The organism is Streptomyces sp. NPDC005566, assembly GCF_040605575.1.
Taxonomy (GTDB): domain Bacteria; phylum Actinomycetota; class Actinomycetes; order Streptomycetales; family Streptomycetaceae; genus Streptomyces.
In genome coordinates, this window is the sequence record NZ_JBEXDB010000008.1 from 325161 (window position 1) to 349623 (window position 24463).

A 24463-nucleotide genomic window follows, 5' to 3' on the forward strand; every position below is an offset into this window, starting at 1 on the left:
GAGGGGCGGGGAGGGGACAAGCCCCGCGCAGCGGCCCCACCACCCGCCCCGCCCGCGAGCGGACGCGACAAAGGGCCGGGCCCCAGGGAAATCCCCGGGGCCCGGCCCTCAGCCTGCCGACGGCTACGCGCTCAGCGAGCGCGAACCGCTCAGTTGTCGTCCTCGTCGATCAGGAACCCGCGCATCGGCGACGGCGCCTGCTGCATCGGCTGCGGCGCCTGCGGGCGGACCGGAGCCATCGGCTGCGTCATCGCGGGCGACATCTGCTGCTGGCCGCCGTACGAAGGGCCGCCCATGGACGGGTTGCCCATCTGCTGGTTGCCGTGCCCACCATGGTTGCCACCCATGGTGTGACCCATGGCGCCTGCGCCGGCCGGGGCCAGCGAGGCCGACGGCGGCAGCGAAGCGGCTGCCGGGGTCCGCGGCGGAGCCAGCGAGTCGTCGGCCTGGGTCTCCAGCTGGCGCAGCTGGCTCTCCAGGTACGACTTCAGACGGGTCCGGTACTCGCGCTCGAAGCCACGCAGGTCCTCGACCTTGCGCTCGAGGGTCGCGCGGGCCGACTCGAGGGAGCCCATGGCCACGCGGTGCTTCTCCTGCGCGTCCCGCTCCAGCGCGTCCGCCTTGGCACGTGCGTCCCGCTCCAGGCCCTCGGCGCGGCTGCGCGCCTCGCCGACGATCTTGTTGGCCTCGGAACGGGCCTCCGCGATCGCCTGGTCGGCGGTCTGCTGAGCAAGGGAGAGGACACGGGCGGCACTGTCGCCACCGGGGCCCTGCTGCTGCATCTGCGGCGGCTGCATCTGCTGCATCTGCTGCATCTGCTGCTGCTGGGGGTGGCCACCCATGGGGCCGCCCATCGGGCCGCCCTGCATCGGGCCGGGGCCGTGCTGGCCCTGCGGACCGTGGCCACCCTGGGGGCCATGGCCACTGGGACCGGCAGGCAGCTGCGGAGCTCCGCCGGACAGCTGGGGCGGACCCATCTGCGGGGGCTGCTGCTGCTGTACCGGCGGGCCAGATATGGCGGCGGGCACGGGGGCACCGGGGCGGTCCTGCTGCTCCGGCGGCTTGCGCATACCCTGCTGCTGCTGGTTCTGCGCAGCCGCACGCGTGGCCGCGGCCAGCTTGGCGCGCAGGTCCTCGTTCTCACGGAGCAGACGAGTCAGTTCCGATTCGACCTCGTCGAGGAAGGCATCGACCTCGTCCTCGTCATAGCCTTCTCGGAGGCGGACGGTCGTGAACTGCTTGTTCCGCACGTCCTCGGGGGTCAGCGGCATCTCTTCTTCACCTCTACGTAGTCGTCGGCAGTCGGCAAGACCGTATCGTTCACACGCTGCTCGCAAGCTTGCCCACGATGCTGAGCAGGATGTAGACGATGATCATCAGAACGAAGAAGGACAGGTCAAGTGCCACGCCCCCGAGACGCAACGGTGGTATGAACCGCTTCAGAAGCTTCAGCGGTGGATCGGTGACAGTGTAAGTGCCCTCGAGAACCACCACCATCGCCTTGCCTGGGTGCCATGAACGTGCGAACTGGAACACATAGTCCATGACCAGCCGGAAGATCAGCACGATGAGGAAACACATCAGCGCGATATAGACCACATCCAGTGCGACGCCCATGTCCCGCGCTTCCCTCTCCCCTGGCTTTCGTAGCTCCGGCCTCCCGGCCGGTCACCGGCCTGACGACCGGTTGATCCCTGTTCGTGTTCTCAGCTCTGGTTGAAGAACCCGCCCTCTGCGATGCGGGCCTTGTCCTCCGCCGTGACATCGACGTTAGCAGGCGACAACAGGAACACCTTCTGCGTCACCCTTTCAATGCTGCCATGGAGTCCGAAGACGAGACCCGCGGCAAAGTCGACAAGTCGCTTCGCGTCCGTGTCGTCCATCTCCGTGAGGTTCATGATCACCGGAGTGCCCTCGCGGAAGTGTTCCCCGATGGTACGGGCCTCGTTGTAGGTCCTGGGGTGCAGCGTGGTGATGCGGTAGGGCTCCCGCTCGGACACGACCTTGGGCATGATCACCGGTGCGTTCTTCTCCATGTTCGGGCGGTCAGGTGTGATGGATGCCACGGGGGCGATTCGGGCGGGTCGTCCGCTTTCCGCCGGGAGCTGAACCGGCTCACGTTGCGCGGGCGGCTGTACCACTCGTACCGGTTCGTCGCGTTCCCGCTCCACCTGATGCGCGGGCTGGTGCCGCCGCCGGTCCCGCTCGGGCTCCGGTTCGGGTTCGAATTCGTCGTCGGGGTCGAACCCCGGACCGTCGTACCCATCGTCCTCCACGAGGCCGAGGTAGACCGCCATCTTGCGCATCGCGCCGGCCATGCTCCGAGTCCTCCGCTCTGTGGTGGATCGGCATTCGTGTCACCAAGTGCCCGAGATCCACTCCGGCCTGCCCGCACGGAGCGGGAATGACCATATTTTCTGCTGTGGTCCGACTTGCTTCGCGACGTTACCCGAGCCGGGGTCGGACTCCGAGTACCGCCGTACCGACGCGTACATGTGTCGCTCCGGCCGCCACCGCGTCCTCGAGATCCGCACTCATCCCTGCAGAGACCATGTTCGCAGCCGGATGGTTCCCGCGCAGGCGGGATGAGAATTCCATCAGCCGGTCGAACGCGGCCCGCCGGCGGCCCGCGTAGGGCCCTGCGAGCGGGGCGACGGTCATCAGACCTCCCAGCCGGAGCCCCGGTGCCGCGTCCACGGCGGCGGCCAACTCCTCGACCGCGTCGGGTGCGACACCTCCCCGGTCACCGCGTTCGCCGCTCTCCGCGTCCAGGGCGACCTGGATGAGGCAGCCGAGCTCGCGGCCGCCCTTCACCGCCGCCGCCGAGAGCGCGGTGACCAGTTTGACCCGGTCCACCGACTGCACCACGTCGGCATAACCCGCCACGGAACGAACCTTGTTCGTCTGCAACTGCCCGACAAAGTGCCAGGTGAGCGACAGATCCGCACAAGCGGCAGCTTTCGGTGCCGCGTCCTGATCACGGTTCTCGGCGACCTGGCGCACACCCAGCTCGTGCAGGATCCGCACATCGCTCGCGGGGTAGGTCTTGGTGACCACGATCAGGGTCACCTCCTCCCGCTTGCGCCCTGCCGCGGCGCAGGCGGAAACAATGCGTTCCTCCACCTGCGCCAGGTTTGCCGCGAGTTGAGACCTGCGATCCGTCATGTCCTATCAGTCCAACCAGACATATCCGGCGAGCCGCCCGGTGATGCGGTCGCGGCGGTACGAGAAGTGGTCGCCGGATTCCAGGGTGCAGTGCGGCGAACTGTGGCGGTCGCTCACGCCGAGGGCGTCGAGCTGGGCGTGGACTCCCGCGGTGACGTCCACCGCCGGCGTCCCCCAGCCGGTCTCCGACCAGGAAGCGGGAACGGCCTGCGCGACCTCGGTGCGCATCTGCGCCGGGACCTCGTAGCACCGCCCGCAGACGGCCGGGCCGGTGCGGGCGAGGATCCGGGACGGTTCTGCACCGAGGGCGGCCATCGCCTCGACGGCGGCCGGCACGACACCCGCGACCAGACCCGGCCTGCCCGCGTGGACCGCGGCGATGACACCGGCGGCCGGATCGGCGAGCAGTACGGGTGTGCAGTCGGCGGTGAGCACCGCGAGCGGAAGTCCGCGCCGGGCCGTCACCACCGCGTCCACCGCGGGAATCGCGGTGTTGTCGCCCCAGGGCCCGTCGACGACGGCCACCTCGCGACCGTGCACCTGGTTCATCCAGACCACCTGCGCCGGGTCCAGACCGAGCGAACGGGCGGCACGTTCGCGGTTCGCGCCGACGGCGGCGGGGTCGTCGCCGACCGCACCGCCGAGGTTGAGCTCATCGTACGGAGCGGCGCTCACTCCGCCCCACCTGTCGGTGAAGGCGAAGTGGGCGCCGCCCGTCGAAGACACCGCGGTCTTCGGCGCGTGGTGCGGACCTATCACTTCAGGAAGTCCGGTACATCCAGCTCTTCGGCCTGGGTGTCCTGGTACGGACGGGCCGTCGGGACGTGCGGCGGGGAGACCGGCAGCGAGCTCTCGTTCGCCACCGGAACCGGCTCGACCGGTGCCTGGGTCTCCTCACGCGAGGGAACCGAGCCCAGCCCGCCCGTCTGGCGCACCGGTTCGGTGGCCCTGGCCGGCGGCGCCGACTCCTCACGCTTTCCGGCACCCGCTCCGAGGACCGTCTCGCGACGGGTCGGCGGCTGTCCGCCGTCGAAGCCCGCGGCGATCACGGTGACCCGCACCTCGTCGCCCAGCGCGTCGTCGATGACCGCGCCGAAGATGATGTTCGCCTCCGGGTGGGCCGCCTCGCTCACCAGCTGCGCGGCCTCGTTGATCTCGAAGAGACCGAGGTCGCTGCCGCCGGAGATGGAGAGCAGGACACCGCGCGCACCGTCGATGGACGCCTCCAGGAGCGGCGAGGAGATCGCCATCTCCGCGGCGGCCACCGCACGGTCGTCGCCGCGGGCCGATCCGATGCCCATGAGCGCCGATCCGGCCTCGGACATGACCGACTTGACGTCGGCGAAGTCGAGGTTGATCAGGCCCGGGGTGGTGATGAGGTCGGTGATGCCCTGGACGCCGGAGAGCAGTACCTGGTCGGCCGACTTGAACGCGTCGAGCACGCTGACCTGGCGGTCCGAGATGGACAGCAGTCGGTCGTTGGGAATGACGATGAGGGTGTCGACCTCTTCGCGGAGCTCGGCGATGCCGTCCTCCGCCTGGTTCGCGCGCCGCCGGCCCTCGAACGTGAACGGGCGGGTGACCACACCGATCGTCAGGGCGCCCAGCGAGCGGGCGATGTTGGCCACGACGGGTGCGCCGCCGGTGCCGGTGCCGCCGCCTTCTCCGGCGGTGACGAAGACCATGTCGGCCCCCTTGAGGACCTCCTCGATCTCCTCACGGTGGTCCTCTGCCGCCTTGCGACCGACGGCCGGGTTCGCCCCGGCGCCGAGGCCACGGGTGAGTTCACGGCCGACGTCGAGCTTGACGTCGGCGTCGCTCATCAACAGTGCTTGCGCATCGGTGTTGATCGCGATGAACTCGACGCCCTTGAGACCGACCTCGATCATTCGGTTGATGGCATTGACACCACCGCCGCCGACACCGATGACCTTGATGACTGCGAGGTAGTTCTGCGGTGCTGCCACGTCGAAGGCCTCTCGCCTCGAGTTACGTGTCGTCGCTTCGCGGTAGTCCCGCCGCGACGACGGATGCCGATTGGGACGGTCCGAACGCCGACCCAAACCCTAACGTTGAAGTTTAGGGTTACCAGTGTGTCTGCTTCTTGGACTCTTCCGAACAGGACACTAAGTCGACAAGTGGCGCACGTTCAACGAACACGCCGAACCTCCCGTTTTTCTTTTCACCCTATGTGATCACCCGTAGCGCTGACCAACCAGGGTGCTGGCCAGGCCAAATGTGCGTCAACTCTTCGATACCGCCGGGGCGGTGGGTGCACTCACGTCGAAGTGCCCCGCTTTGGGCGCCGCTTTCATGAGTGCGGCGAGGACTCGCGCCTTCACGGGCCCTTCTTCGCCGCTGCCCCACATCACCGTGCGCCCCCGGGTCAGCTCCAGGACGACGGAGTCGTACGACGCGATCCGTACGGCCTTCGTCTCCCCGGCCAGATGCGCCGGAAGGTCACCCGCGACCCGGACCGCCTCCCGCAACAGACGGTCACTGCCGAAACGGCGCAGGCTCGGCGACCGGTCGGATTCCAGTTCCAGCAAGGGCACGTGCCGTGGGGCCTTGTCCACGGTGGCGAAGCGCACGCCTTTCGCGTCCACTTCAATGAACTTTGCGCCCTTTTTCACCAACAGAACCGGCTTCCGTTCGGTCACTTTAAGTCCGATGCCGTGTGGCCATGACCGTACGACATCCACCGAGTCGATACGAGGCAACTTCTGGCGCAACCTGTCCGCCATGGCTTCGGTGTCCACGGAAACCAACGGGGCGCCGACCGGAGCCGCCGCGGCCGTCTCCACCTCGGCCCGCGTCAGGACGTCCGTACCGGTGGTCGTCACCTGCTCCAACCGCAGCCAGGACGAGCCGTAGAGCACCCAGATTCCGCCTGCCGCGATCAGCGCCACGACAACTGCGGCCAGGACCAGTCGCGTACGGCCGGTCAGCCGCCGCCCCTCGGGGCGGATGTGCGGCGGGCGGGCCGGAGTGTCGGCACGCTTGGCTGCGCCGCGCTGGGCGGTCGTCGGTCCGGCCACGCTCGCTCCTTCACCGGACCCGGGGCACGCGCCCCGGGTCCGCACCGCCTCACGCCTTCCGGCGTGCGGCAATCGCCTCGTACACCATGCCGACGAGCAGGTCGTCGGCGTCCCTTCGCCCGAACTCCGCGGCGGCACGGGACATCTCGTACAACCGGTGCGGATCCGACAGCACCGGAAGGACGTTGCCCTGCACCCACTCCGGGGTGAGCGCCGCGTCGTCCACCAGAAGGCCGCCGCCCGCGTTGACCACCGGCTGGGCGTTGAGCCGCTGTTCGCCGTTGCCGATGGGCAGCGGGACGTAGGCGGCGGGCAGCCCGACGGCGGTGAGTTCGGCGACGGTCATCGCGCCCGCGCGGCAGAGCATCATGTCGGCCGCCGCGTACGCGAGGTCCATCCGGTCCACGTACGGTACCGGGATGTAGGGCGGCATCCCGGGCATGTTGTCGATGCGCGGCAATTCGTTCTTCGGGCCGACCACATGCAGGATCTGGATTCCGGACCGCTGGAGCAGCGGCGCGACCCGCTGGACCACCTCGTTGAGGTGGCGCGCGCCCTGCGAGCCGCCGGAGACCAGCAGCGTCGGCAGGTTGGGGTCGAGCCCGAAGGCCGCACGTGCCTCCGGGCGGACCCGGGCCCGGTCGAGGGTGGCGATGGTGCGCCGCAGCGGGATGCCGATGTAGCGGGCACCACGCAGCTTGCTGTCGGGGGTGGAGACGGCGACCCCGTGCGCGTAGCGCGAACCGATCTTGTTGGCCAGGCCCGGCCGGGCGTTGGCCTCGTGGACGACGATCGGCACCCCTGCCCGCTTGGCGGCCAGGTAGCCGGGCAGGGCGACATAGCCGCCGAAGCCGACCACGCAGTCCGCCTTGGTGCGTTCCAGGATCTGCTCGGCGGCCTTGATGGTGCCGCGCAGCCGGCCCGGGACGGTGATCAGCTCAGGTGTGGGCTTGCGCGGCAGCGGCACAGCAGGGATCAGTGCCAGCTCGTACCCCCGCTCGGGTACGAGCCTGGTCTCGAGTCCGCGTTCCGTGCCGAGGGCAGTGATTCCCACGGTCGGGTCCTGCCTGCGCAGGGCGTCTGCGAGGGCAAGCGCGGGCTCGATGTGGCCGGCGGTCCCCCCGCCGGCGAGTACGACATGCACCGAAATTCACCGCTCTCCGGACGGACGCTTCGTGACGCGCCGTCTCATCGTCTTCCATCTCACCCCGGGCCTCCGCATGGCCAGGGCCGCTTTCGCGGCGGGTTCCTCTCGCGCGAACGCGATCAGCAGCCCGACAGCGAACATGGTCGGCAGCAGGGCCGAACCTCCGTAGGAGAACAGCGGCAGCGGGACACCGGCGATCGGCAACAGGCCGAGCACCGCACCGATATTGATCACGGCCTGCGCCGTGATCCAGGTGGTCACGCCTCCCGCTGCGTACCTCACGAAGGGGTCCTCCGTGCGTCCGGCCACGCGGATACCCGCATAGCCTAGGGCCGCGAACAGGGCGAGCACCGACAGCGTCCCCGCCAGACCCAGTTCCTCCCCCGTGATGGCGAAGATGAAGTCCGTGTGCGGTTCGGGGAGTTGACCCCATTTTTCCACACTCGCACCCAGCCCGGAACCGAACCATCCGCCGGAGGCCAGGGCATAGATTCCGTGCACCGCCTGCCAGCAGGAGTCGCCGGGACCCGGTTCGGAGGCACCGATGCAGCCGAGCCGTGACATCCGGTTGGGGCTGGTCTTGATCAGGACGAAGCCGATGAGCCCGGCGAAGGCGAGCACCCCGGCGAAGAGCCGGGTCGGAGCACCCGCCAGCCAGAGCAGGCCGAACAGGATCGCGGTGAGAATGATCGCAGTTCCCATGTCGCCGCCGAGCATGATCAGGCCGAGCAGCATGAAGGCGACGGGAACGAGTGGAACCAGCATGTGCTTCCACTGCGTCAGGAGCCGTTTGTCCTGTTTGCGGGCGATCAGGTCGGCGCCCCACAGAACGAGGGCGAGTTTGCCGAACTCGCTGGGCTGGAGCTGGAAGGGACCGCCCAGGTAGAGCCAGTTCTGGTTGCCGTTGACCGACATCCCTATCCCCGGAACCTGCACGAGCACCATCAGGAAGACGGATCCCATGAGGAGCGGATAGGCCAGTGCCCTGTGCAGTTTGACGGGCATCCTGGACGCCATCAGCAGCAGCCCGGCCCCGATGACGGCGGCGAGGAACTGCTTGCGGAAGAAGTACGTGCCGGGTTTGGCGAGCTCGAGAGCCTTGATCATCGAGGCGGAATAGACCATGACGAGCCCGAGAACCGTGATCAGCAGGCTGGAGCCGAGGATCAGGTAGTACGCGGTCAGAGGGCGGTCCCAGGCCCGCCTCGCCTGCTCGTACATCCGCCGCACGCCTGCGAAGCGGGGCGGCCGGGACCCCGCGCCCGATCCGGTGCCGCCGCTGCGGGGCACGGCGGGCCGCCGGGAGCCGACAGCGGGCCGGCTGCGCAGCGCGAGTCCGGGGGGCGAGGCGGGTCCGGAGGGCAGCCCGGGGCCACCGACGGCCGGCCGGGCGAGCAGGGGCGGGCTGAACGCCCGGCTGATCGCGGCGGTCACCCGTGAGCGGTCCGCTCCGCACCGGGCTGGGCTCTCGTCGGCCGGCATTGTCGCTGTCCCCTCCGCTGCTCGTGCCCGGGGCTGTCACCGGGGCGCCGGGGCCCGCGGCGGTGCCGCTCGTGACCCGGGACTCCGGGACGGTACGACGCGGAGGCCGGGCCTGTCAGGCGCTCTCGGCGACGAGTTGGCGAACCGCGTCCGCGAACGCCTCGCCCCGCTTGTTGTAGTTGACGAACATGTCCATCGAGGCGCAGGCCGGTGCCAGCAGTACGGTGTCGCCCGGCCGGGCGAGACGTGCCGCTTCCCGGACCGCTTCGGACATCGCCCCAGTGTCGGTCCGGTCGAGGTCGACGACCGGTACCTCGGGGGCGTGTCGCGCCAGGGCTTCGCGGATCAGCGCCCGGTCGGCACCCATCAGTACGACGCCCCTCAGGCGCTCGGCCGCCCCGGTCACGAGCTCGTCGAAAGTGGCGCCCTTGGCGAGGCCGCCGGCGATCCAGACGATCGGGTCGTAGGCGGCGAGCGAGGCTTCCGCGGCGTGCGTGTTGGTCGCCTTGGAGTCGTCGATGTACGTGACCTCGTCGACATCCGCGATGTGCTCGATGCGGTGGGCGTCGGGGCGGAAGGCCCGCAGGCCGTCGCGTACCGCGGCGGGCTCCACGCCGAAGGCGCGGGCGAGGGCCGCGGCGGCCAGGGCGTTGGCGATGTTGTGCGGGGCGGGCGGGTTGACGTCGGAGACCTCGGCGAGCTCCTGCGCCTGCTTCTGGCGGTTGGCCACGAAGGCCCGGTCGACGAGGATGCCGTCCACCACGCCGAGCTGCGAGGGACCCGGCGTGCCGAGGGTGAAGCCGATCGCCCGGCAGCCCTCCTCCACGTCGGCCTCGCGCACCAGGTCCTCGGTGGCGCCGTCCTGTGCGTTGTAGACGCAGGCGACGCTGTTGCCCTCGTAGATCCGGCCCTTGTCGGCGGCGTAGCCGGACATGGAGCCGTGCCAGTCGAGGTGGTCCGGGGCCAGGTTCAGCACGGCCGCGGAGTGGGCGCGCAGCGAGGGCGACCAGTGCAGCTGGTAGCTGGAGAGTTCGACGGCGAGCACGTCGTACGTCTCCTCGCCGAGGACCGCGTCCAGGAGCGAGACGCCGATGTTGCCGACCGCGGCGGTACGCAGCCCGGCCGCCTCCAGGATCGAGGCGAGCATCCGCACGGTCGTGGTCTTGCCGTTGGTTCCGGTGACCGCGAGCCAGGGTGCGGCATCGGGCCCCCGCAGCCGCCAGGCGAGTTCGACGTCGCCCCAGACGGGGACGTCCGCCTCGGCGGCCGCCAGGAAGAGCGGTTTGTCGGGCTTCCAGCCGGGGGCCGTGACGATGAGCTCGGTGGACTCGGGCAGGGTCGCCCCGTCGCCGAGGCGCACGGTGATGCCGAGCGCCTCCAGTTCCGCGGCCTGGGCGCGGGAGCGCTCGTCGTCGCCGTCGTTGACGACGGTGACCAGCGCCCCGCGCTCGTGCAGGGCGCGGGCGGCGGGGATACCGCTGACGCCGAGTCCTGCGACGGTGACGTGTTTGCCCTGCCAGTCCGCGTTGCTCACTTCTTGGCTGCCCATCCTGCGTAGAAGAGGCCGAGTCCGACGATCACGCACATGCCCTGGATGATCCAGAAGCGGACCACGACAAGGACTTCGGACCACCCCTTGAGTTCGAAGTGGTGCTGGAGCGGTGCCATCCGGAAGACCCGCTTGCCCGTCATCTTGAACGAGCCGACCTGGATGACCACGGACATCGTGATCATCACGAAGAGGCCGCCGAGGATGGCGAGCAGGAACTCGGTGCGGGAGCAGATCGCGAGGCCCGCGAGCGCGCCGCCGAGGGCGAGCGAACCGGTGTCGCCCATGAAGATCTTCGCGGGCGAGGTGTTCCACCACAGGAAGCCGAAGCAGGCGCCCATCAGTGCCGAGGCCACGACCGCGAGGTCGAGCGGGTCGCGCACCTCGAAACACGCCTGGGGGTTGGTCAGGGTGGTCGCGTTGGCGCAGGACTCCTGGAACTGCCACAGCCCGATGAAGGTGTAGGCACCGAAGACCATCACCGAGGCGCCGGTGGCCAGACCGTCCAGGCCGTCCGTCAGGTTCACGCCGTTGGACATGGCGAGAATCATGAACAGGGCCCAGACGCAGAACAGCACCGGTCCGATGGACCAGCCGAAGTCCTCGACGAACGAGAGCTTCGTGGATGCCGGGGTGTTGCCCCGGATGTCCGCGAACTGGAGGGAGAGCACCGCGAAGGAGATGCCGACGATCAGCTGGCCGGCCATCTTCGCCTTGGCCCGCAGACCCAGCGAACGCTGCTTGACGATCTTGATGTAGTCGTCGAGGAAACCGACCAGACCCATTCCCGCCATCAGGAACAGGACGAGGACGCCGGAGAAGCGCATCTCCTCGCCGGTGATCACCTTCGCCAGGACGTACGCGATGATCGTCGCCAGGATGAAGGCGATACCACCCATGGTGGGCGTGCCCTGCTTGCTGCCGTGGGACCGCGGGCCGTCGTCCCGGATGAACTGCCCGTAGCCCTTGCGGGCCAGGAGTTTGATCAGCAGCGGAGTGCCGACCAGGGTCAGGAAGAGCCCTATGGCCCCTGCGAAGAGGATCTGCCTCATCGGACGGAGACCTCGCCCTCGGTCGCGTTCTCCAGCAGTGCCAGGGCGACCTTCTCCAGGCCGACCGACCGGGACGCCTTCACCAGCACGACGTCTCCCGGGCGCAGTTCACTGCGCAACAGGTCGACGGCCGCCTGTGCGTCGGACACGTGCACCGACTCCTCACCCCACGAACCCTCGTTATATGCGCCCAGTTGCAGCCAGGAGGCTTCTCTTCCTCCGACAGCGACGAGCTTGCTGACGTTGAGCCGGACGGCAAGCCGTCCGACAGCGTCGTGCTCGGCGAGCGACGCGTCGCCGAGCTCGGCCATCTGACCGAGCACCGCCCACGTACGTCCCCCTCCTGCCCGTGAGGCTCTGCCCATGGCAGCCAGCGCACGCAGTGCGGCTCTCATGGATTCGGGGTTCGCGTTGTAGGCGTCATTGACGACCGTCACACCGTCCGGACGCTCGGTGACCTCCATGCGCCAGCGGGAGAGGGTGCCCGCCCCGGAGAGCGCCTCGGCGATCTCAGTCACGGACATGCCCAACTCATGGGCGACGGCGGCCGCGGCGAGCGCGTTCGACACGTGGTGCTCACCGTACAGGCGCAAGGTCACGTCGCTGCACCCGGTGGGTGTGTGGAGCGAGAAAGCGGGGCGGCCGTCGTCCGTGAGCCGGACGTTCTCTCCCCGTACGTCCGCATCCGGGGCCTCTCCGAAGAGAATCACCCGCGCTTTTGTGCGGGCGGACATGGCCCGCACGAGCGGATCGTCGGCGTTGAGAACGGCGACGCCGTCCTCGGGGAGGACCTCCACGAGCTCGCCCTTGGCCTGGGCGATCGCCTCCCGGCTGCCGAACTCGCCGAGGTGCGCGGTTCCCACGTTGAGGACCAGGCCGATCTTCGGCGGGGTGAGGCCGGCGAGATAGCGGATGTGGCCGATGCCGCGGGCGCCCATCTCCAGGACGAGGTGACGGGTCTCGGCAGTGGAGCGCAGCGCGGTGAGCGGCAGTCCGATCTCGTTGTTGAACGAGCCCAGGGTCCAGACGGTGGGTGCCTTGCGCTCGAGGAGCTGGGCGATCAGATCCTTGGTGGAGGTCTTTCCGGCCGAGCCGGTGAGCGCCACGACGGTCGTCCCGAGGCGCTCGACGGCCACGCGGGCGAGCGTGCCCAGCGCCGACACGACGTCGTCGACGACGATCGCCGGGACACCGACGGGGCGGGCGGCGAGCACGGCTACCGCGCCCGCCTCGACGGCGCGCTGCGCGTAGTCGTGCCCGTCGACCCGCTCGCCGGCGAACGCGGCGAACAGGGAGCCCTCCTCCACCTCTCGGGAGTCGATGACGACGGAGCCGGTGACGGTGAGGGTCTTATCCGGTATGTCGTGCGGCTGCCCGCCGACGATTTCGGCGATCTCGGCGAGTGAAAGGGCGATCACTTGGTCATCCCTGACTGTTGTTCTCGTGGGTGGGTGCGGCGCCCGCGTGTCCCAGGGAGCGCTCGATGGCCTCGCGCAGGACCTGGCGGTCGTCGAAGGGGCGTACCACTCCGTGGATGTCCTGTCCCTGCTCGTGTCCCTTTCCGGCCACCAGGACGGTGTCGCCGGGCTCGGCGCGGGCTACCGCCGCGGCGATGGCGGCGGCGCGGTCCGCGTCGACGAGGACGTCGCCGCGCTCGTGGACGGGCACCTCGGCGGCGCCGGAGAGCATCGCGGCGAGGATGGCGAGGGGGTCCTCGGATCGCGGGTTGTCGGAGGTCAGCACGGCGGTGTCGGCGAGCCTGGCCGCCGCGGCACCCATCGGACCGCGTTTCGTCGTGTCCCGGTCGCCGCCGCAGCCGAGCACGATGTGCACCCTGCCCTCGGTGACCTTCTGCAGGGAGCGCAGGACGGATTCGACGGCGTCGGTCTTGTGCGCGTAGTCGACGACCGCGAGGTACGGCTGTCCGGCGTCGACGCGTTCCAGCCGCCCGGGGACACCGGGGACCGCCGCGACACCGTCGGCGGCGATCTGCGGGTCGACGCCCGCGACGGCCAGGGTGACGATCGCGGCGAGGGAGTTGGCGACGTTGAACGGGCCGGGCAGCGGGGCCTTCGCGGTGATCTGCTCGCCCTTGGGGCCGATCACGGTGAAGGTGCTGCTCTGCGGGCCGACTTCGACGTCCTTGGCGCGCCAGTCCGCGTCCGGGTGGCCCTCGGCGGAGAAGGTGACGACGGGGACGGTCGCCTCCGTGACCAGCCTGCGGCCGTACTCGTCGTCGAAGTTGACCACGCCGAGCTTGCTGCGCTGCGGTGTGAACAGCCTCGCCTTGGCCTGGAAGTAGTCCTCCATCCCGGAGTGGAACTCCATGTGCTCCGGGCTGAGGTTGTTGAACACGGCGACGTCGAAGACACAGCCGTCGACCCGCCCGAGCACCAGGGCGTGGCTGGAGACCTCCATGGCGACCGCGTCGACACCGCGTTCGCGCATGACGGCGAACAGCGCCTGGAGGTCGGTGGCTTCCGGGGTGGTGCGTTCCGACTTGATGCGCTCGTCGCCGATCCGCATCTCGACCGTGCCGATGAGGCCCGTACTGCGTCCGGCGCCGCGCAGACCCCCCTCGACCAGGTAGGCCGTGGTGGTCTTGCCGGATGTTCCGGTGATGCCGATCTGGAGGAGACCGACGCCGGGGCGGCCGTAGATCTCGGCGGCGATGTCGCCCATCCGGCCGCGTGGGTCCTCGGTGACCAGGACCGGGACTCCGGTGGCGGCGGCGCGCTCGGCACCTGCCGGGTCGGTGAGGATCGCGGCCGCGCCGAGGCCTGCGGCCTGGGCTGCGAAGTCGGCGCCGTGGAAGCGGGCGCCGGGCAGAGCCGCGTACACGTCCCCGGGGCGCACGGCACGCGAGTCGTGGGTGATACCGGTGACCTCACCGGCTTCCTGGGGTCCGGCGCCGAGCCGGGCTGCCAGCTCTCCGAGGGAAGTCGGCCGGAGCCGGTCCGGTCGGGGCGCTCCCGGATAGTTCACAGGCGCGTCCTTCTGAGTGGTTTGGAACTGATCGGCGTGGGGCACGGCGGTGAGCGTACCGGGCGGACCCGGCCTCTCGCGAAGCGAGGGCCCGGGTTTGCGGTACTTCTCGTTCCGGTTCCGGGGATCCGGGGTGATGGTCGTCACTGAGGCGTTTCCGAGTCACTCGCCGGGCTTGAAGGACACCGGCAGCCTGGCGGGATCGCTGCCGGACGGTGCGGTCTGGAGCGTCTTCAGCGCGAACTCCATGACCTTCTTGTAGATCGGACCGCAGATCTGGCCGCCGAAGTAGCTGCCCTTGGTGGGGTTCTGGATGGCGCAGTAGACGGTGATCTGCGGGTCGTCGGCGGGGGCGAAGCCCGCGAAGGACGCCGTGTAGCCCTTGTAGATGCCGCGCACGGGATCCACACGGTTGGCCGTACCAGTCTTGCCCGCGACCCGGTAGCCCGGGATGTGGGCCCTGGTCCCGGTGCCCTCACGGTCGTCGACCACCGACTCGAGCATGTTCGCCAGGCTCTTCGCCGTCTTCTCGCTGACCACCCGGGTCCGTTCGGGCGCGGTTCCCGCGGTGTAGCGGCCGTCCGCGCCCTTGGTCCCGCGGACGAGGGTCGGCTCGATCCTGACCCCGCCGTTGGCGATGGTCTGGTACACCGACGCCGCCTGCATGGCGTTGAGCGAGAGGCCCTGGCCGAACGGGATCGTGTACTGCTGCGAGGTGGACCAGTCCTGCGGCTTGGCGAGGATGCCGGGCGACTCGCCCGGGTAGTCCAGTCCCGTGGTGCTGCCGATGCCGAACTTGCGCAGGTACGAGTGGAGGACCTTGTTGGCCTCGGTCTGCGTCCTGCCGAGCTGCCCGGTGGCCAGGATCGTGCCGATGTTGCTCGACTTGGCGAGTACGCCGTTGAGCGTGAGGTACCAGGTGGGGTGGTCGATGTCGTCCCTGAACAGCCGGTCCCCCCGGTGCAGCCGGTTGGGGACGGTGACATGGGTACCGGGTGTCGCCGCCTCCTCCTCCAGCACCGCGGCCATGGACATGACCTTGCTGGTGGAGCCGGGCTCGTACACGTCCTGGAGCGCCGCGTTCCCGAGGGCCGCCGAGTTGACCTGCGAGAGGTCGTTCGGGTCGTAGCCGGGGGCGTTGGCCATGGCCAGCACCTCGCCGGTCCTCGTGTTCTGGACGATCACGTAACCGCGGTCCGCCCTGGACTTCTTCACCTGGTCGGCGATGGCGCGCTGGGCGGCCCACTGGATGTCGCGGTCGATCGTCAGCTCGATGTCGGTGCCCGCGACGGCCGGAATCTCCTTGGTGCCCGCGGTCGGTACGGGGCGGCCGCCGGCCTGGGCGTACCGGATCTTGCCGTTCTCGCCCTCGAGCTGTCCGTTCAGCTGGGCTTCCAGACCGCCGCCGCCCTTGCCCTCGGCGTTGACGAATCCCAGTATCCCGGCGGCGAGATCGCCGTTCGGGTAGACCCGCCTGGTGGTGGGCTCCTGGAGGACTCCGGCGAGTACGTTCGCTCCCGTGCCGCCGTCGGCCTTGTCCTTCGCCGCCTTGTCGGCGAACACGGACTTGAGGTCCTTGATCTGTTTCCAGACCTGCGGGGTCTGCCTGCGGGCCAGCACGGTGTAGCGGCTCTTGGGGGCCGAGAGCTTCTTCGTCAGCTCCGTGGCGTCCTTGCCGAGGATCGGGGCGAGCAGGGCCGCCGCCTGCTGCGGCGCGTCCGGGGCCTTGCTGTCCTCGGGGGTGAACAACTTGGGATCCGCCGTGATGTCGTGCGCGTCGACGCTGGTCGCCAGCGCGATGCCGCTGCGGTCGGTGATCTCACCGCGCTCGGCGGCGATCGTGTACTCGAGATAGCGGTTCTTCTCCGCCTTGGCCGAGTACGTGTCGGCGTCGACCGCCTGCACCTGGAGCAGCCGGACGACGAACGCCAGCATGACGAGCGTCAGGCAGAGGCTGATCAGGCGCAGTCGCGGGCGCGGGCTGCCCAGTCGGATGGACTGCGGGGAGCCACCGCGAGACGCCGCTGCCCGCGGGCGCCGCGACGGCGGACGCGGGCGCCCTCCCCCGGGACGGGCGCCGGGCCGGGGACGGCCGCTCCCGCCTGCCGCGTTACGGGGGCGCGCGGGGCCTGGCACACGGCGGCGCGGCGGTTCCTTGGACGGCACTGCGTCACCTGCCGGAGCTCGTCGGGGGCAAAGTCGTGGGAGTCGCGGACGGCACCGGGGTGGCCACGGAACCGGAGGGCGACGGGGGTACGGACCCTGACGGCGAGGCGGTCGCCGAGGGCGGGCCCTCGCTGCCCGACGGGCTCGGGCCCGGTTTCGGGGCTGCGGCAGGGGGCGGTCCGGCGGTGACGCGCTCCGGAACGCCGCGGATGGTGCCGTCCGGGTTCAGGAACGCGGGGCTGCCGCCGGGCACCATCCCGAGTTCCCGGGCGCGCCGTTCCAGTGCGTCCGGCTCCGAGTAGCTGTCGACGTCGCGCTGCAGGGCCTGCTGCTCGTCGGTGAGATCGGTGGTCTCCCGCTTCAGCTTGCTCAGCCTGAACGATCCTTCGTTGAGCGCCGAGTTCAGCAGGAGCAGCGAGATCAGGCCACCGGTGAGGAGCAGCACGACCAGCAGAACGAAGGGTGTACGGGCCGCCTTGCTCTGGCCCGACGGCATCAGCCGGGCGAGTCTCCCCGCCCGCCCCTTCAACTGCTCGGCCGCCTTGGTCACCGCAGTCCCCCCGCCTTCCCCGGTGTCTCCCCGGCCCCGTGGTGCGCGCTCATCGCTCCTCCGCGCGGATCCGCTGGGCGCCGCGCAACCGGGCGGGGGCGGCCCGCCGGTTCTCGGCGACCTCCTCCTCGGTGGGCAATTCCGCGCCACGGGTCAGCAGCTTCAGCCGGGGCTGGTAGCGCTCGGGCACGACGGGCAGACCGGGGGGCGCCGTGTTGGCCGCGCCGGCCGCGAAAACCTGCTTGACCAGCCGGTCCTCCAGCGAGTGGTACGAGAGGACGGCGATGCGGCCGTCCACCGCAAGGCTCCCCACAGCGGCGGGAACGGCCCGTTCCAGGACGGTGAGCTCACCGTTGACCTCGATGCGCAGTGCCTGGAAGGTGCGCTTGGCCGGATTGCCTCCGGTGCGCTTGGCGGCCTGGGGCAGCGAGTCGCGGATGAGCTCCACGAGGCGGGCGCTGTTGGTGAACGGTTCCTTCTCGCGCTCGCGTACGACGGCGGAGACGATCCGCTTGGCCTGCTTCTCCTCCCCGTAGGCGCGGAGGATCCGTACGAGTTCGCCCGGCGCGTAGGTGTTGAGCACCTCGGCCGCGCCGATGCCGGTCGTCTGGTCCATGCGCATGTCGAGCGGGGCGTCCTGGGCGTACGCGAATCCGCGGTCCGCCTCGTCCAGTTGCATGGAGGACACGCCGAGGTCGAACAGAATGCCCTGGACCTTCGGGACGCCCAGCCGGTCGAGCACCTCGGGCAGTTCGTCGTACACGGCGTGGACCAGCGAGGCCCGGTCCCCGTACGGAGCGAGGCGCTCGCCGGAGAGCCGCAGCGCCTCCTTGTCCCGGTCCAGTCCGATCAGCCGGACCTCCGGGAAGGCGGCGAGCAGGGCCTCGCTGTGCCCGCCGAGCCCGAGGGTGCAGTCCACGACCACGGGTGGCTGCGGTCCTGTCACCTCCAGAGCCGGGGCCAACAGGTCCAGGCACCGCTGGAGCATCACCGGGACGTGTCGGGTCTGGCTCAATGCGCCCTCTCAGGCTCAGTCCCGTGTGGCTGCACGTGCGGTCTGGTCCCCGCCCGCTCGGAAGGGGAGGTCCGCCGGCGCCGGGGAAGGGGCGTCGGCCGACCGGCGAGCGGGAGAGGGCCGGGCCGCATGTACGCCGCACATCACGGGGAATTCGAAACGTGCTGAAATATGCAGAATGTGCATGCGTGTCGGTAACTTCGCGTCACTTTAGTCCACCCTGCCATTCGATCGATTCACGATCAATGAACCGGGCAGCGCGTCGCACAGCCCTCCGCGGACCCGGGACTCACCCGTGCGGGTGCAGGACCGTGAGGCCTGTGGATTACCTCACAACACGTCTCGTTGACGTTTTTTGTCCCCTCCCACAGCACGCCGATGGCGACCGTGACAGCTAACGTCGTATCCATGTCGACTTCCGCGCAGCCTTCCGCCGAGCCCATGGCTTCCACCACAGGGACGGCCCGTTCGGGCGGTACCGTCACCGACCGGCTGGTCGAGGCGAACGCCCGTTATGCAGACGCGTTCAGCGACCCCGGCATGGATGCGCGACCGGTGCTCCACGTCGCCGTCGTCGCCTGCATGGACGCCCGCCTCGACCTCCACAAAGCACTCGGCCTGGAGCTCGGCGACTGCCACACCATCCGCAACGCGGGCGGCGTGGTCACGGACGATGTCATCCGGTCGCTGACCATCAGCCAGCGGGCGCTCGGCACCCGCAGCGTCATACTGATCCACCACACGAACTGCGGCCTCGAATCGCTCACCGAGGACTTCCGGCAGGAACTGGAGCACGAGGTCGGGCAGCGGCCGGTCTGGGCGGTGGAGGCCTACACGGACGCCGACCAGGACGTACGGCAGTCCATGCAGCGCGTGCGCACCTCGCCGTTCCTCCTGCACACGGACGACATCCGGGGGTTCGTCTTCGACGTGACCACCGGTCTGCTGCGCGAGATTCCCCCGGCCTCCTGACTCTCCGCCCCCGGCTCACCCATCGACATACGGGCCACACCCGACATATCGCACCCACTTATCCACAGGCGAGTGACACGAAGCGGTAACGGCAACAAGAATGCGGGTGTGACACCTCTCCGGGTCTTCCGGAGAGTGTCCGTATTTCGGGGCGGGCCGGGCAGCTTTGTGTGTCGGCCCGTGCACAAGGGGCCGAGGAGGGCCGGGTGACGACCTATGACGATCGAGCGAGCCTCACAGATCTGACCACCACAGCGGAGCAGGTGCGCAGGTCGGTGGAAAGTGTGATCGAGGGCAAGCCTGAGGTCGTACGGCTTTCGCTGACCGTACTGCTCGCGGAGGGACACCTCCTGATCGAGGATGTGCCCGGGGTCGGCAAGACGATGCTGGCCAAGGCGCTGGCGCGGTCCATCGACTGCTCGGTGCGGCGTATCCAGTTCACGCCCGACCTGCTGCCTTCGGACATCACCGGGGTGTCGATCTTCGATCAGCAGCGACGGGACTTCGAGTTCAAGCCGGGCGCGATCTTCGCGCAGATCGTGATCGGCGACGAGATCAACCGCGCGTCGCCCAAGACCCAGTCAGCGCTGCTGGAGTCGATGGAGGAGCGCCAGGTCACGATCGACGGCCAGACCTACGAACTGCCCAACCCGTTCATGGTCGTGGCGACCCAGAACCCCGTGGAGATGGAAGGCACCTATCCGCTGCCCGAGGCGCAGCGCGACCGGTTCATGGCCCGGGTGTCGATCGGCTACCCCAGCCCGGAGGCCGAGCTCGAGATGCTGGACGTGCACGGCGGGGTCTCACCGCTGGACGACCTGCAGCCGGTGGCGCACGCCCACGACATCGTGAAGCTGATCGACGCGGTGCGCACGGTCCATGTGGCCGATTCCGTGCGCCGGTACGCGGTGGACCTCGTCGGGGCCACCCGCCAGCACCCGGATCTCAGACTCGGGGCCTCGCCCCGCGCGACCCTGCACCTCCTGCGTGCGGCGAAGGCCTCGGCGGCCCTCAGCGGGCGTGAATACGCCCTGCCGGACGACGTCCAGGCCCTCGCGGTGGCCGTGCTCGCGCACCGGCTGCTGCCCACGGCCCAGGCGCAGCTCAACCGCCGCACGGCGGAGCAGGTCGTGCTGGAGATCCTGCAGCGCATCCCCGTGCCGACGTCCGGTGCCGCCACGGCTGCCCCGGCGGCGCCGCAGCACCAGCCCGGCCGCCCGGTCTACGGCCAGCAGCCCGGCGCACGGCGGCTGTGATGGCGGCCGGGGTTCCCGGTCCCGTGGACGACGGCGACGACAAGGGCAGCCTGCGTGCGGCTCTGAACGGTCTGACGACGCGGGGGCGGTCCTTCCTGGCCGCCGGTGTGGCCGCCGCGGTCTGCGCCTACGTGCTGGGCCAGGGGGACCTGCTGCGGGTCGGGCTGCTGTTGGCGGTGCTGCCCCTGGTCTGCGTGACGGTGCTCTGCCGCACCCACTACCGGGTCGCGGGCAGCCGACGGCTGGCGCCCTCCCGGGTGCCCACGGGCTCGGAGGCCCGGGTCCACCTGCGGATGGACAATCTGTCCCGGCTGCCCACCGGCCTGCTGATGCTCCAGGACCAGGTGCCGTACGTGCTGGGTCCCCGGCCCCGGTTCGTTCTCGACCGGGTGGAGGCGGGCGGCAAGCGGGAGGTGTCCTACCGGGTCAGGTCCGATCTGCGCGGACGCTATCCGCTCGGTCCGCTTCAGCTGCGGCTCAGCGACCCGTTCGGGATGTGCGAACTGACCCGTTCCTTCAGCGCGTACGACACCCTCGTCGTCATACCGCGCACAGAGGCCCTGCCGACGCTGCGACTGGCGGGCGAGGCCTCCGGGTACGGCGAAGGCCGGCAGCGTTCACTGGCGCTGGCCGGTGAGGACGACATCATTCCCCGCGGCTACCGGCACGGGGACGATCTGCGGCGGGTCCACTGGCGCTCCACCGCGCGCTACGGCGAGCTGATGGTGCGCCGCGAGGAGCAGCCGCAGCGGGCCAGGTGCACCGTCCTGCTGGACACCCGGCGGATCGCGTTCCGGGGGGCCGGTCCTGACTCCGCCTTCGAGTGGGCGGTGTCGGCGGCCGCCTCCTCCCTGGTGCACATGCTGGAGCGCGGCTTCGCCGTACGTCTGCTGACGGACGACGGCGGTTCCGTGCCGGGCGAGGGCTCCGACGGATTCGCCGGGGCGACCCAGGGGTCCGCGGACTCGGCGGGTCTGATGATGGACACCCTCGCGGTCGTCGACCACTCCGACGGGGGTGGTCTGTCCCGCGCCTACGACGTGCTGCGCGGGGGCAACGAAGGGCTGCTGCTGGCGTTCTTCGGCGATCTCGACGAGGAGCAGACGGCGGTGGCTGCCCGTATGCGGCAACGCAGCGGCGCCGCTGTCGCGTTCGTGCTGGACAGTGCGGACTGGGTGCGCGGCGGGGACGGGGACGATGTGTCTCCCGCGCCGGCCGACGACCGCCTGCGGTTGCTGCGCGAGGCGGGCTGGACGGCGGTGGCGGTGCCGGCCGGGGCCGAGTTCTCCCGGCTGTGGCAGCAGGCGGGCCGGCAGGACTCCGGCCCCCACCCGGCAGCGGCCGGTGGAACGACAGGGTTCTCTGGGGGATGGTCATGAGCAGTCGGACGCGGCTGACGCTGTGCGCCTTCGTGGCGACGCTGATGGCGGCGGGGGCTCTGCTGCCGCTGGTCGATTCGGCGAAGTGGCTCCTTCAGGCCGCTTTCCTGCTGGGGATCCAGAGTGGTGTGGGTGCGCTCGCCCGCCGGGTGCCGCTCGCCCGGATTCTGACGGTCTCCGCGCAGTTGCTGATCACGCTGTCGCTCCTGACCATGGCGTTCGCCTCGGAGCAGGCGCTGTTCGGTCTGGTGCCCGGGCCCGAGGCCGTGCATCGGCTGGCGGATCTGCTGACGGCGGGCGCCGACGACGTCGGCCGGTACGCCATTCCCGCTCCGGCGTCGGACGGTATCCGGCTGATGCTGATCGGCGGTGTGCTGCTGATCGGGCTCGCCGTGGACGCTCTCGCGGTGACCTTCCGCACCGCGGCGCCTGCCGGGCTGCCTCTGCTGGCGCTCTACTCGGTCGCGGCGGGGCTCAGCGACGGAGGGGCGGGCTGGCTCTGGTTCCTGCTCGCCGCGTGCGGCTACCTGCTCCTGCTGCTGGCGGAGGGCCGTGACCGGCTGTCCCAGTGGGGGCGGGTCTTCAGCGGTACGTCCCGCTCGTCGGGCGGTCTGGCGGCCGGGCTGGAAGGGCCTTCGGGCCCGCAGGCGCCGGTCCGCACGGGGCGTCGCATCGGTGCGGTGGCGCTGGGCATCGCCCTGGTGGTCCCCGCAGCGCTGCCCGCCCTGGACGGCGGACTGCTGGGCGGCACGGGCGGCGGTACGGGCAAGGGCACCGGCGGGGGCACGATCTCCGCGGTCAATCCGCTGGTCTCGCTGCAGAACAACCTGAACCAGCCGGAGAACCGGCAGGTGATGTCGTACCGCACCAACTCGGGGAACCCCGAAGACTTCTATCTGCGCATCCAGGCCCTGGATCAGTTCAACGGGAGCGAGTGGCGGCCTTCGACCCGCCGTCTGAAGGATGTGCCCGACCGGTTGCCTCAGCCGGCCGGGCTGGGCTCCGACGTCGCCGTCACGGAGGTCCGGACGAACATCTCCGCTGCGGGCTCGTACCAGCAGACGTATCTGCCGCTCCCCTATCCGGCGAGCGAGGTGGACGTCAGGGGTCGCTGGCGGTTCGAGCCGGAGGGGCGCACCCTCGTCGGGGACGACGGCCAGACGACGCGTGGCGTCCGGTACGAGGTGAGCAGCCTGGCCGTGGAGCCGACGGCCGACCAGCTCGCCGGGGCGCTGGCTCCGCGTTCGGAGCTGGCGCGTGAGTACACCCGGGTACCCGGCTCGTTGCCCGACGTGGTCCTGAAGACCGCCGAACGGGTGACGAAGGGGGCGGCCAACGAATACGAGCAGGCCGTCAAGCTCCAGGACTGGTTCGCGTCGGGGGGCGGCTTCCGTTACGACACGACGGTGACGTCGGGAACCGGTACGGCGGCGATCGAGCGGTTCCTCAAGGACAAGGAAGGCTTCTGCGTCCACTTCTCGTTCACGATGGCCGCGATGGCCAGGACGCTGGGCATTCCGGCCCGGGTCGCGGTGGGCTTCACGCCCGGCACCGTCCAGGCTGACGGTTCCGTATCGGTCGGGCTGCGTGACGCGCACGCCTGGCCGGAGCTGTACTTCGAGGGCGTGGGCTGGACCCGCTTCGAGCCGACCCCGTCCCGGGGCACCACCCCCTCGTACACCCGGGAGGACGTTTCCCCGGATGACACGAACGATCCGGCGCTGCCCTCCGCAGGTGCCTCCACAGCGCCCACTGCCGCACCGTCCGCCTCGGAATCGTGCCCGGCACAGATGCGCCGCCAGGGTGAATGCGGTGCGTCGGCGGCTCCCGGTGCGCTGGACTCCGCCGATCCGGGGACGCCCACGGGAACCGTGGTGCTGGTGGTACTGGGTGCCCTTCTGGTGCTCGTGATCCCGTTCCTGCCGATGCTCTGGCGTATCCGGGCGCGTGCACGGCGGCTGGGTTCCTCCGATGGCCGTACGCCCGCGGATGCCACGGCCAGAGTCATGGCCGCGTGGCGGGAGCTCACGGACACGGCCTGGGACCACGGCGTCGAACCCGACGATTCGCAGACGCCGCGCAAGGCAGCGGCACGCCTCGTACGCCTGGGGAAGCTCACCGGCACGCCGGCGGCCGCTGCCCACCGGGTGGCGGGCGCGGTGGAGCAGGTGCTGTACGCGCCCGAGCCCCGGGCAGCAGCCGGTTCGGCCGAGGACGTCCTGGCCGTACACGCGGGGCTGCGGGGCTCGGCCGGCCGTCTGGGACGGCTGCGCGCGACCGTCGCACCACGTTCGGCCGTTCGGGTGATCTGGACGATTTCGGAACGCCGTGCGGCGTTCCGCCTGCGGTGGATGGACCGTCCGGGCCGTGTGGGCTGGGCCGCCCGCCTGCGTCGCCCCTCCCGCCAGCAGGGCTGACCGACAGCGCCCTGGAAAGACAGGCGGGAGCCCGGGACCGGGCGAGGACCGGCGGCCCGGGGCCGGGCGACGACCGGCGGAGCCCGGGGACCGGCGGGAGCGAGGGTCCAAGCCGGCTGGGGCCGGAACCGGCAGCCCGGACGACGGGTGGCTGCTGGCTGCTGGCTGCTGGCTGCGCAGATGAGTGAGGGGCGGCCGCGGCGCCGACGGCATCATGTTCTTCCAGTGGCGGCAGTCCCGGGCCGGTGCGGAGAAGTGGCACTCCGCGATGCTTCCGCACGGCGGAACCG

The 24463-nt window shown here is 70.3% G+C and carries 21 protein-coding genes; 5 read left to right on the top strand and 16 right to left on the bottom strand.

Going from position 1 to position 24463, the window contains the following annotated elements; all coding sequences use genetic code 11:
- Positions 1-149: 149 nt before the first annotated feature.
- The 16 genes from ABZS61_RS15800 to rsmH all read right to left on the bottom strand — a co-directional run bounded on the left by ABZS61_RS15800 (position 150) and on the right by rsmH (position 18149).
- Entirely contained in the window at positions 150-1271 is a 1122-nt protein-coding gene (locus ABZS61_RS15800; protein ID WP_356420211.1) for a DivIVA domain-containing protein, read from the bottom strand.
- 49 nt (positions 1272-1320) lie between these two features.
- A complete protein-coding gene (locus ABZS61_RS15805) occupies positions 1321-1617 on the bottom strand; it encodes a YggT family protein (protein ID WP_329212022.1) in 297 nt (98 codons plus the stop codon).
- An 89-nt stretch (positions 1618-1706) separates the two neighbouring features.
- Positions 1707-2318 (bottom strand): cell division protein SepF, encoded by a 612-nt coding sequence (sepF, locus tag ABZS61_RS15810; protein WP_056784116.1) that lies wholly within the window; start codon positions 2316-2318, stop codon positions 1707-1709.
- Positions 2319-2445: 127 nt separating this feature from the next.
- Positions 2446-3165, bottom strand: coding sequence for a YggS family pyridoxal phosphate-dependent enzyme (locus ABZS61_RS15815; protein WP_356420216.1), 720 nt, complete (start codon positions 3163-3165; stop codon positions 2446-2448).
- A gap of 6 nt (positions 3166-3171) precedes the next feature.
- Positions 3172-3891, bottom strand: coding sequence for a peptidoglycan editing factor PgeF (pgeF, locus tag ABZS61_RS15820; RefSeq protein WP_356420219.1), 720 nt, complete (start codon positions 3889-3891; stop codon positions 3172-3174).
- 29 nt (positions 3892-3920) lie between these two features.
- Positions 3921-5132 (bottom strand): cell division protein FtsZ, encoded by a 1212-nt coding sequence (ftsZ, locus tag ABZS61_RS15825; RefSeq protein ID WP_356420222.1) that lies wholly within the window; start codon positions 5130-5132, stop codon positions 3921-3923.
- Positions 5133-5408: 276 nt separating this feature from the next.
- Entirely contained in the window at positions 5409-6203 is a 795-nt protein-coding gene (locus ABZS61_RS15830) for an FtsQ-type POTRA domain-containing protein (protein ID WP_356420225.1), read from the bottom strand.
- A gap of 49 nt (positions 6204-6252) precedes the next feature.
- Complete coding sequence (gene murG / locus ABZS61_RS15835; RefSeq protein ID WP_356420228.1) at positions 6253-7347, bottom strand: undecaprenyldiphospho-muramoylpentapeptide beta-N-acetylglucosaminyltransferase; 1095 nt, start codon at positions 7345-7347, stop codon at positions 6253-6255.
- Positions 7348-7353: 6 nt separating this feature from the next.
- Positions 7354-8832 carry a putative lipid II flippase FtsW gene (ftsW, locus tag ABZS61_RS15840; protein WP_356420231.1) on the bottom strand — a complete coding sequence of 493 codons (1479 nt, stop codon included), beginning with the start codon at positions 8830-8832 and terminating at the stop codon, positions 7354-7356.
- 115 nt (positions 8833-8947) lie between these two features.
- The gene (murD, locus tag ABZS61_RS15845; RefSeq protein ID WP_356420234.1) at positions 8948-10381 is read right to left on the bottom strand and encodes a UDP-N-acetylmuramoyl-L-alanine--D-glutamate ligase; all 1434 of its coding nucleotides are present in this window, start codon (positions 10379-10381) and stop codon (positions 8948-8950) included.
- Positions 10363-11433, bottom strand: coding sequence for a phospho-N-acetylmuramoyl-pentapeptide-transferase (gene mraY, locus ABZS61_RS15850; RefSeq protein WP_356420237.1), 1071 nt, complete (start codon positions 11431-11433; stop codon positions 10363-10365). The genes murD and mraY overlap by 19 nt, the downstream gene beginning before the upstream one ends.
- Positions 11430-12851, bottom strand: coding sequence for a UDP-N-acetylmuramoyl-tripeptide--D-alanyl-D-alanine ligase (gene murF / locus ABZS61_RS15855; RefSeq protein WP_356420240.1), 1422 nt, complete (start codon positions 12849-12851; stop codon positions 11430-11432). Before murF ends, mraY begins: the two co-directional genes overlap by 4 nt.
- Positions 12852-12855: 4 nt before the next feature.
- The gene (locus tag ABZS61_RS15860; RefSeq protein WP_356420243.1) at positions 12856-14418 is read right to left on the bottom strand and encodes a UDP-N-acetylmuramoyl-L-alanyl-D-glutamate--2,6-diaminopimelate ligase; all 1563 of its coding nucleotides are present in this window, start codon (positions 14416-14418) and stop codon (positions 12856-12858) included.
- A gap of 162 nt (positions 14419-14580) precedes the next feature.
- Positions 14581-16584, bottom strand: coding sequence for a penicillin-binding protein 2 (locus ABZS61_RS15865; RefSeq protein ID WP_356420246.1), 2004 nt, complete (start codon positions 16582-16584; stop codon positions 14581-14583).
- A gap of 4 nt (positions 16585-16588) precedes the next feature.
- A complete protein-coding gene (locus ABZS61_RS15870) occupies positions 16589-17134 on the bottom strand; it encodes a cell division protein FtsL (protein ID WP_356420249.1) in 546 nt (181 codons plus the stop codon).
- 49 nt (positions 17135-17183) lie between these two features.
- Positions 17184-18149, bottom strand: a complete 966-nt coding sequence (gene rsmH, locus ABZS61_RS15875) for a 16S rRNA (cytosine(1402)-N(4))-methyltransferase RsmH (RefSeq protein WP_356420253.1) — start codon at positions 18147-18149, stop codon at positions 17184-17186.
- 408 nt (positions 18150-18557) lie between these two features.
- Between rsmH and ABZS61_RS15880 the strand changes: the two genes are divergently transcribed.
- The 5 genes from ABZS61_RS15880 to ABZS61_RS15900 form a co-directional block, all read left to right on the top strand.
- Entirely contained in the window at positions 18558-19121 is a 564-nt protein-coding gene (locus tag ABZS61_RS15880; protein ID WP_356420256.1) for a carbonic anhydrase, read from the top strand.
- A gap of 206 nt (positions 19122-19327) precedes the next feature.
- Positions 19328-20377, top strand: coding sequence for a MoxR family ATPase (locus tag ABZS61_RS15885; RefSeq protein ID WP_356420259.1), 1050 nt, complete (start codon positions 19328-19330; stop codon positions 20375-20377).
- Positions 20377-21756, top strand: a complete 1380-nt coding sequence (locus tag ABZS61_RS15890) for a DUF58 domain-containing protein (protein WP_356420261.1) — start codon at positions 20377-20379, stop codon at positions 21754-21756. The genes ABZS61_RS15885 and ABZS61_RS15890 overlap by 1 nt, the downstream gene beginning before the upstream one ends.
- Positions 21753-24173, top strand: a complete 2421-nt coding sequence (locus tag ABZS61_RS15895) for a DUF3488 and transglutaminase-like domain-containing protein (protein ID WP_356420264.1) — start codon at positions 21753-21755, stop codon at positions 24171-24173. Before ABZS61_RS15890 ends, ABZS61_RS15895 begins: the two co-directional genes overlap by 4 nt.
- A 184-nt stretch (positions 24174-24357) precedes the next feature.
- The coding region (locus tag ABZS61_RS15900; protein WP_356420300.1) for a beta-galactosidase at positions 24358-24463 on the top strand (106 nt) is incomplete at its 3' end.

Excerpts from the sequence above, each read along its gene's own strand:
- ABZS61_RS15800 (WP_356420211.1), bottom strand. The coding sequence starts at position 1,271 with ATGCCGCTGACCCCCGAGGACGTGCGGAACAAGCAGTTCACGACCGTC.
- ABZS61_RS15805 (WP_329212022.1), bottom strand. The coding sequence starts at position 1,617 with ATGGGCGTCGCACTGGATGTGGTCTATATCGCGCTGATGTGTTTCCTC.
- sepF (WP_056784116.1), bottom strand. The coding sequence starts at position 2,318 with ATGGCCGGCGCGATGCGCAAGATGGCGGTCTACCTCGGCCTCGTGGAG.
- ABZS61_RS15815 (WP_356420216.1), bottom strand. The coding sequence starts at position 3,165 with ATGACGGATCGCAGGTCTCAACTCGCGGCAAACCTGGCGCAGGTGGAG.
- ftsW (WP_356420231.1), bottom strand. The coding sequence starts at position 8,832 with ATGCCGGCCGACGAGAGCCCAGCCCGGTGCGGAGCGGACCGCTCACGG.
- murD (WP_356420234.1), bottom strand. The coding sequence starts at position 10,381 with ATGGGCAGCCAAGAAGTGAGCAACGCGGACTGGCAGGGCAAACACGTC.
- mraY (WP_356420237.1), bottom strand. The coding sequence starts at position 11,433 with ATGAGGCAGATCCTCTTCGCAGGGGCCATAGGGCTCTTCCTGACCCTG.
- ABZS61_RS15880 (WP_356420256.1), top strand. The coding sequence starts at position 18,558 with ATGTCGACTTCCGCGCAGCCTTCCGCCGAGCCCATGGCTTCCACCACA.
- ABZS61_RS15890 (WP_356420261.1), top strand. The coding sequence starts at position 20,377 with ATGGCGGCCGGGGTTCCCGGTCCCGTGGACGACGGCGACGACAAGGGC.
- ABZS61_RS15895 (WP_356420264.1), top strand. The coding sequence starts at position 21,753 with ATGAGCAGTCGGACGCGGCTGACGCTGTGCGCCTTCGTGGCGACGCTG.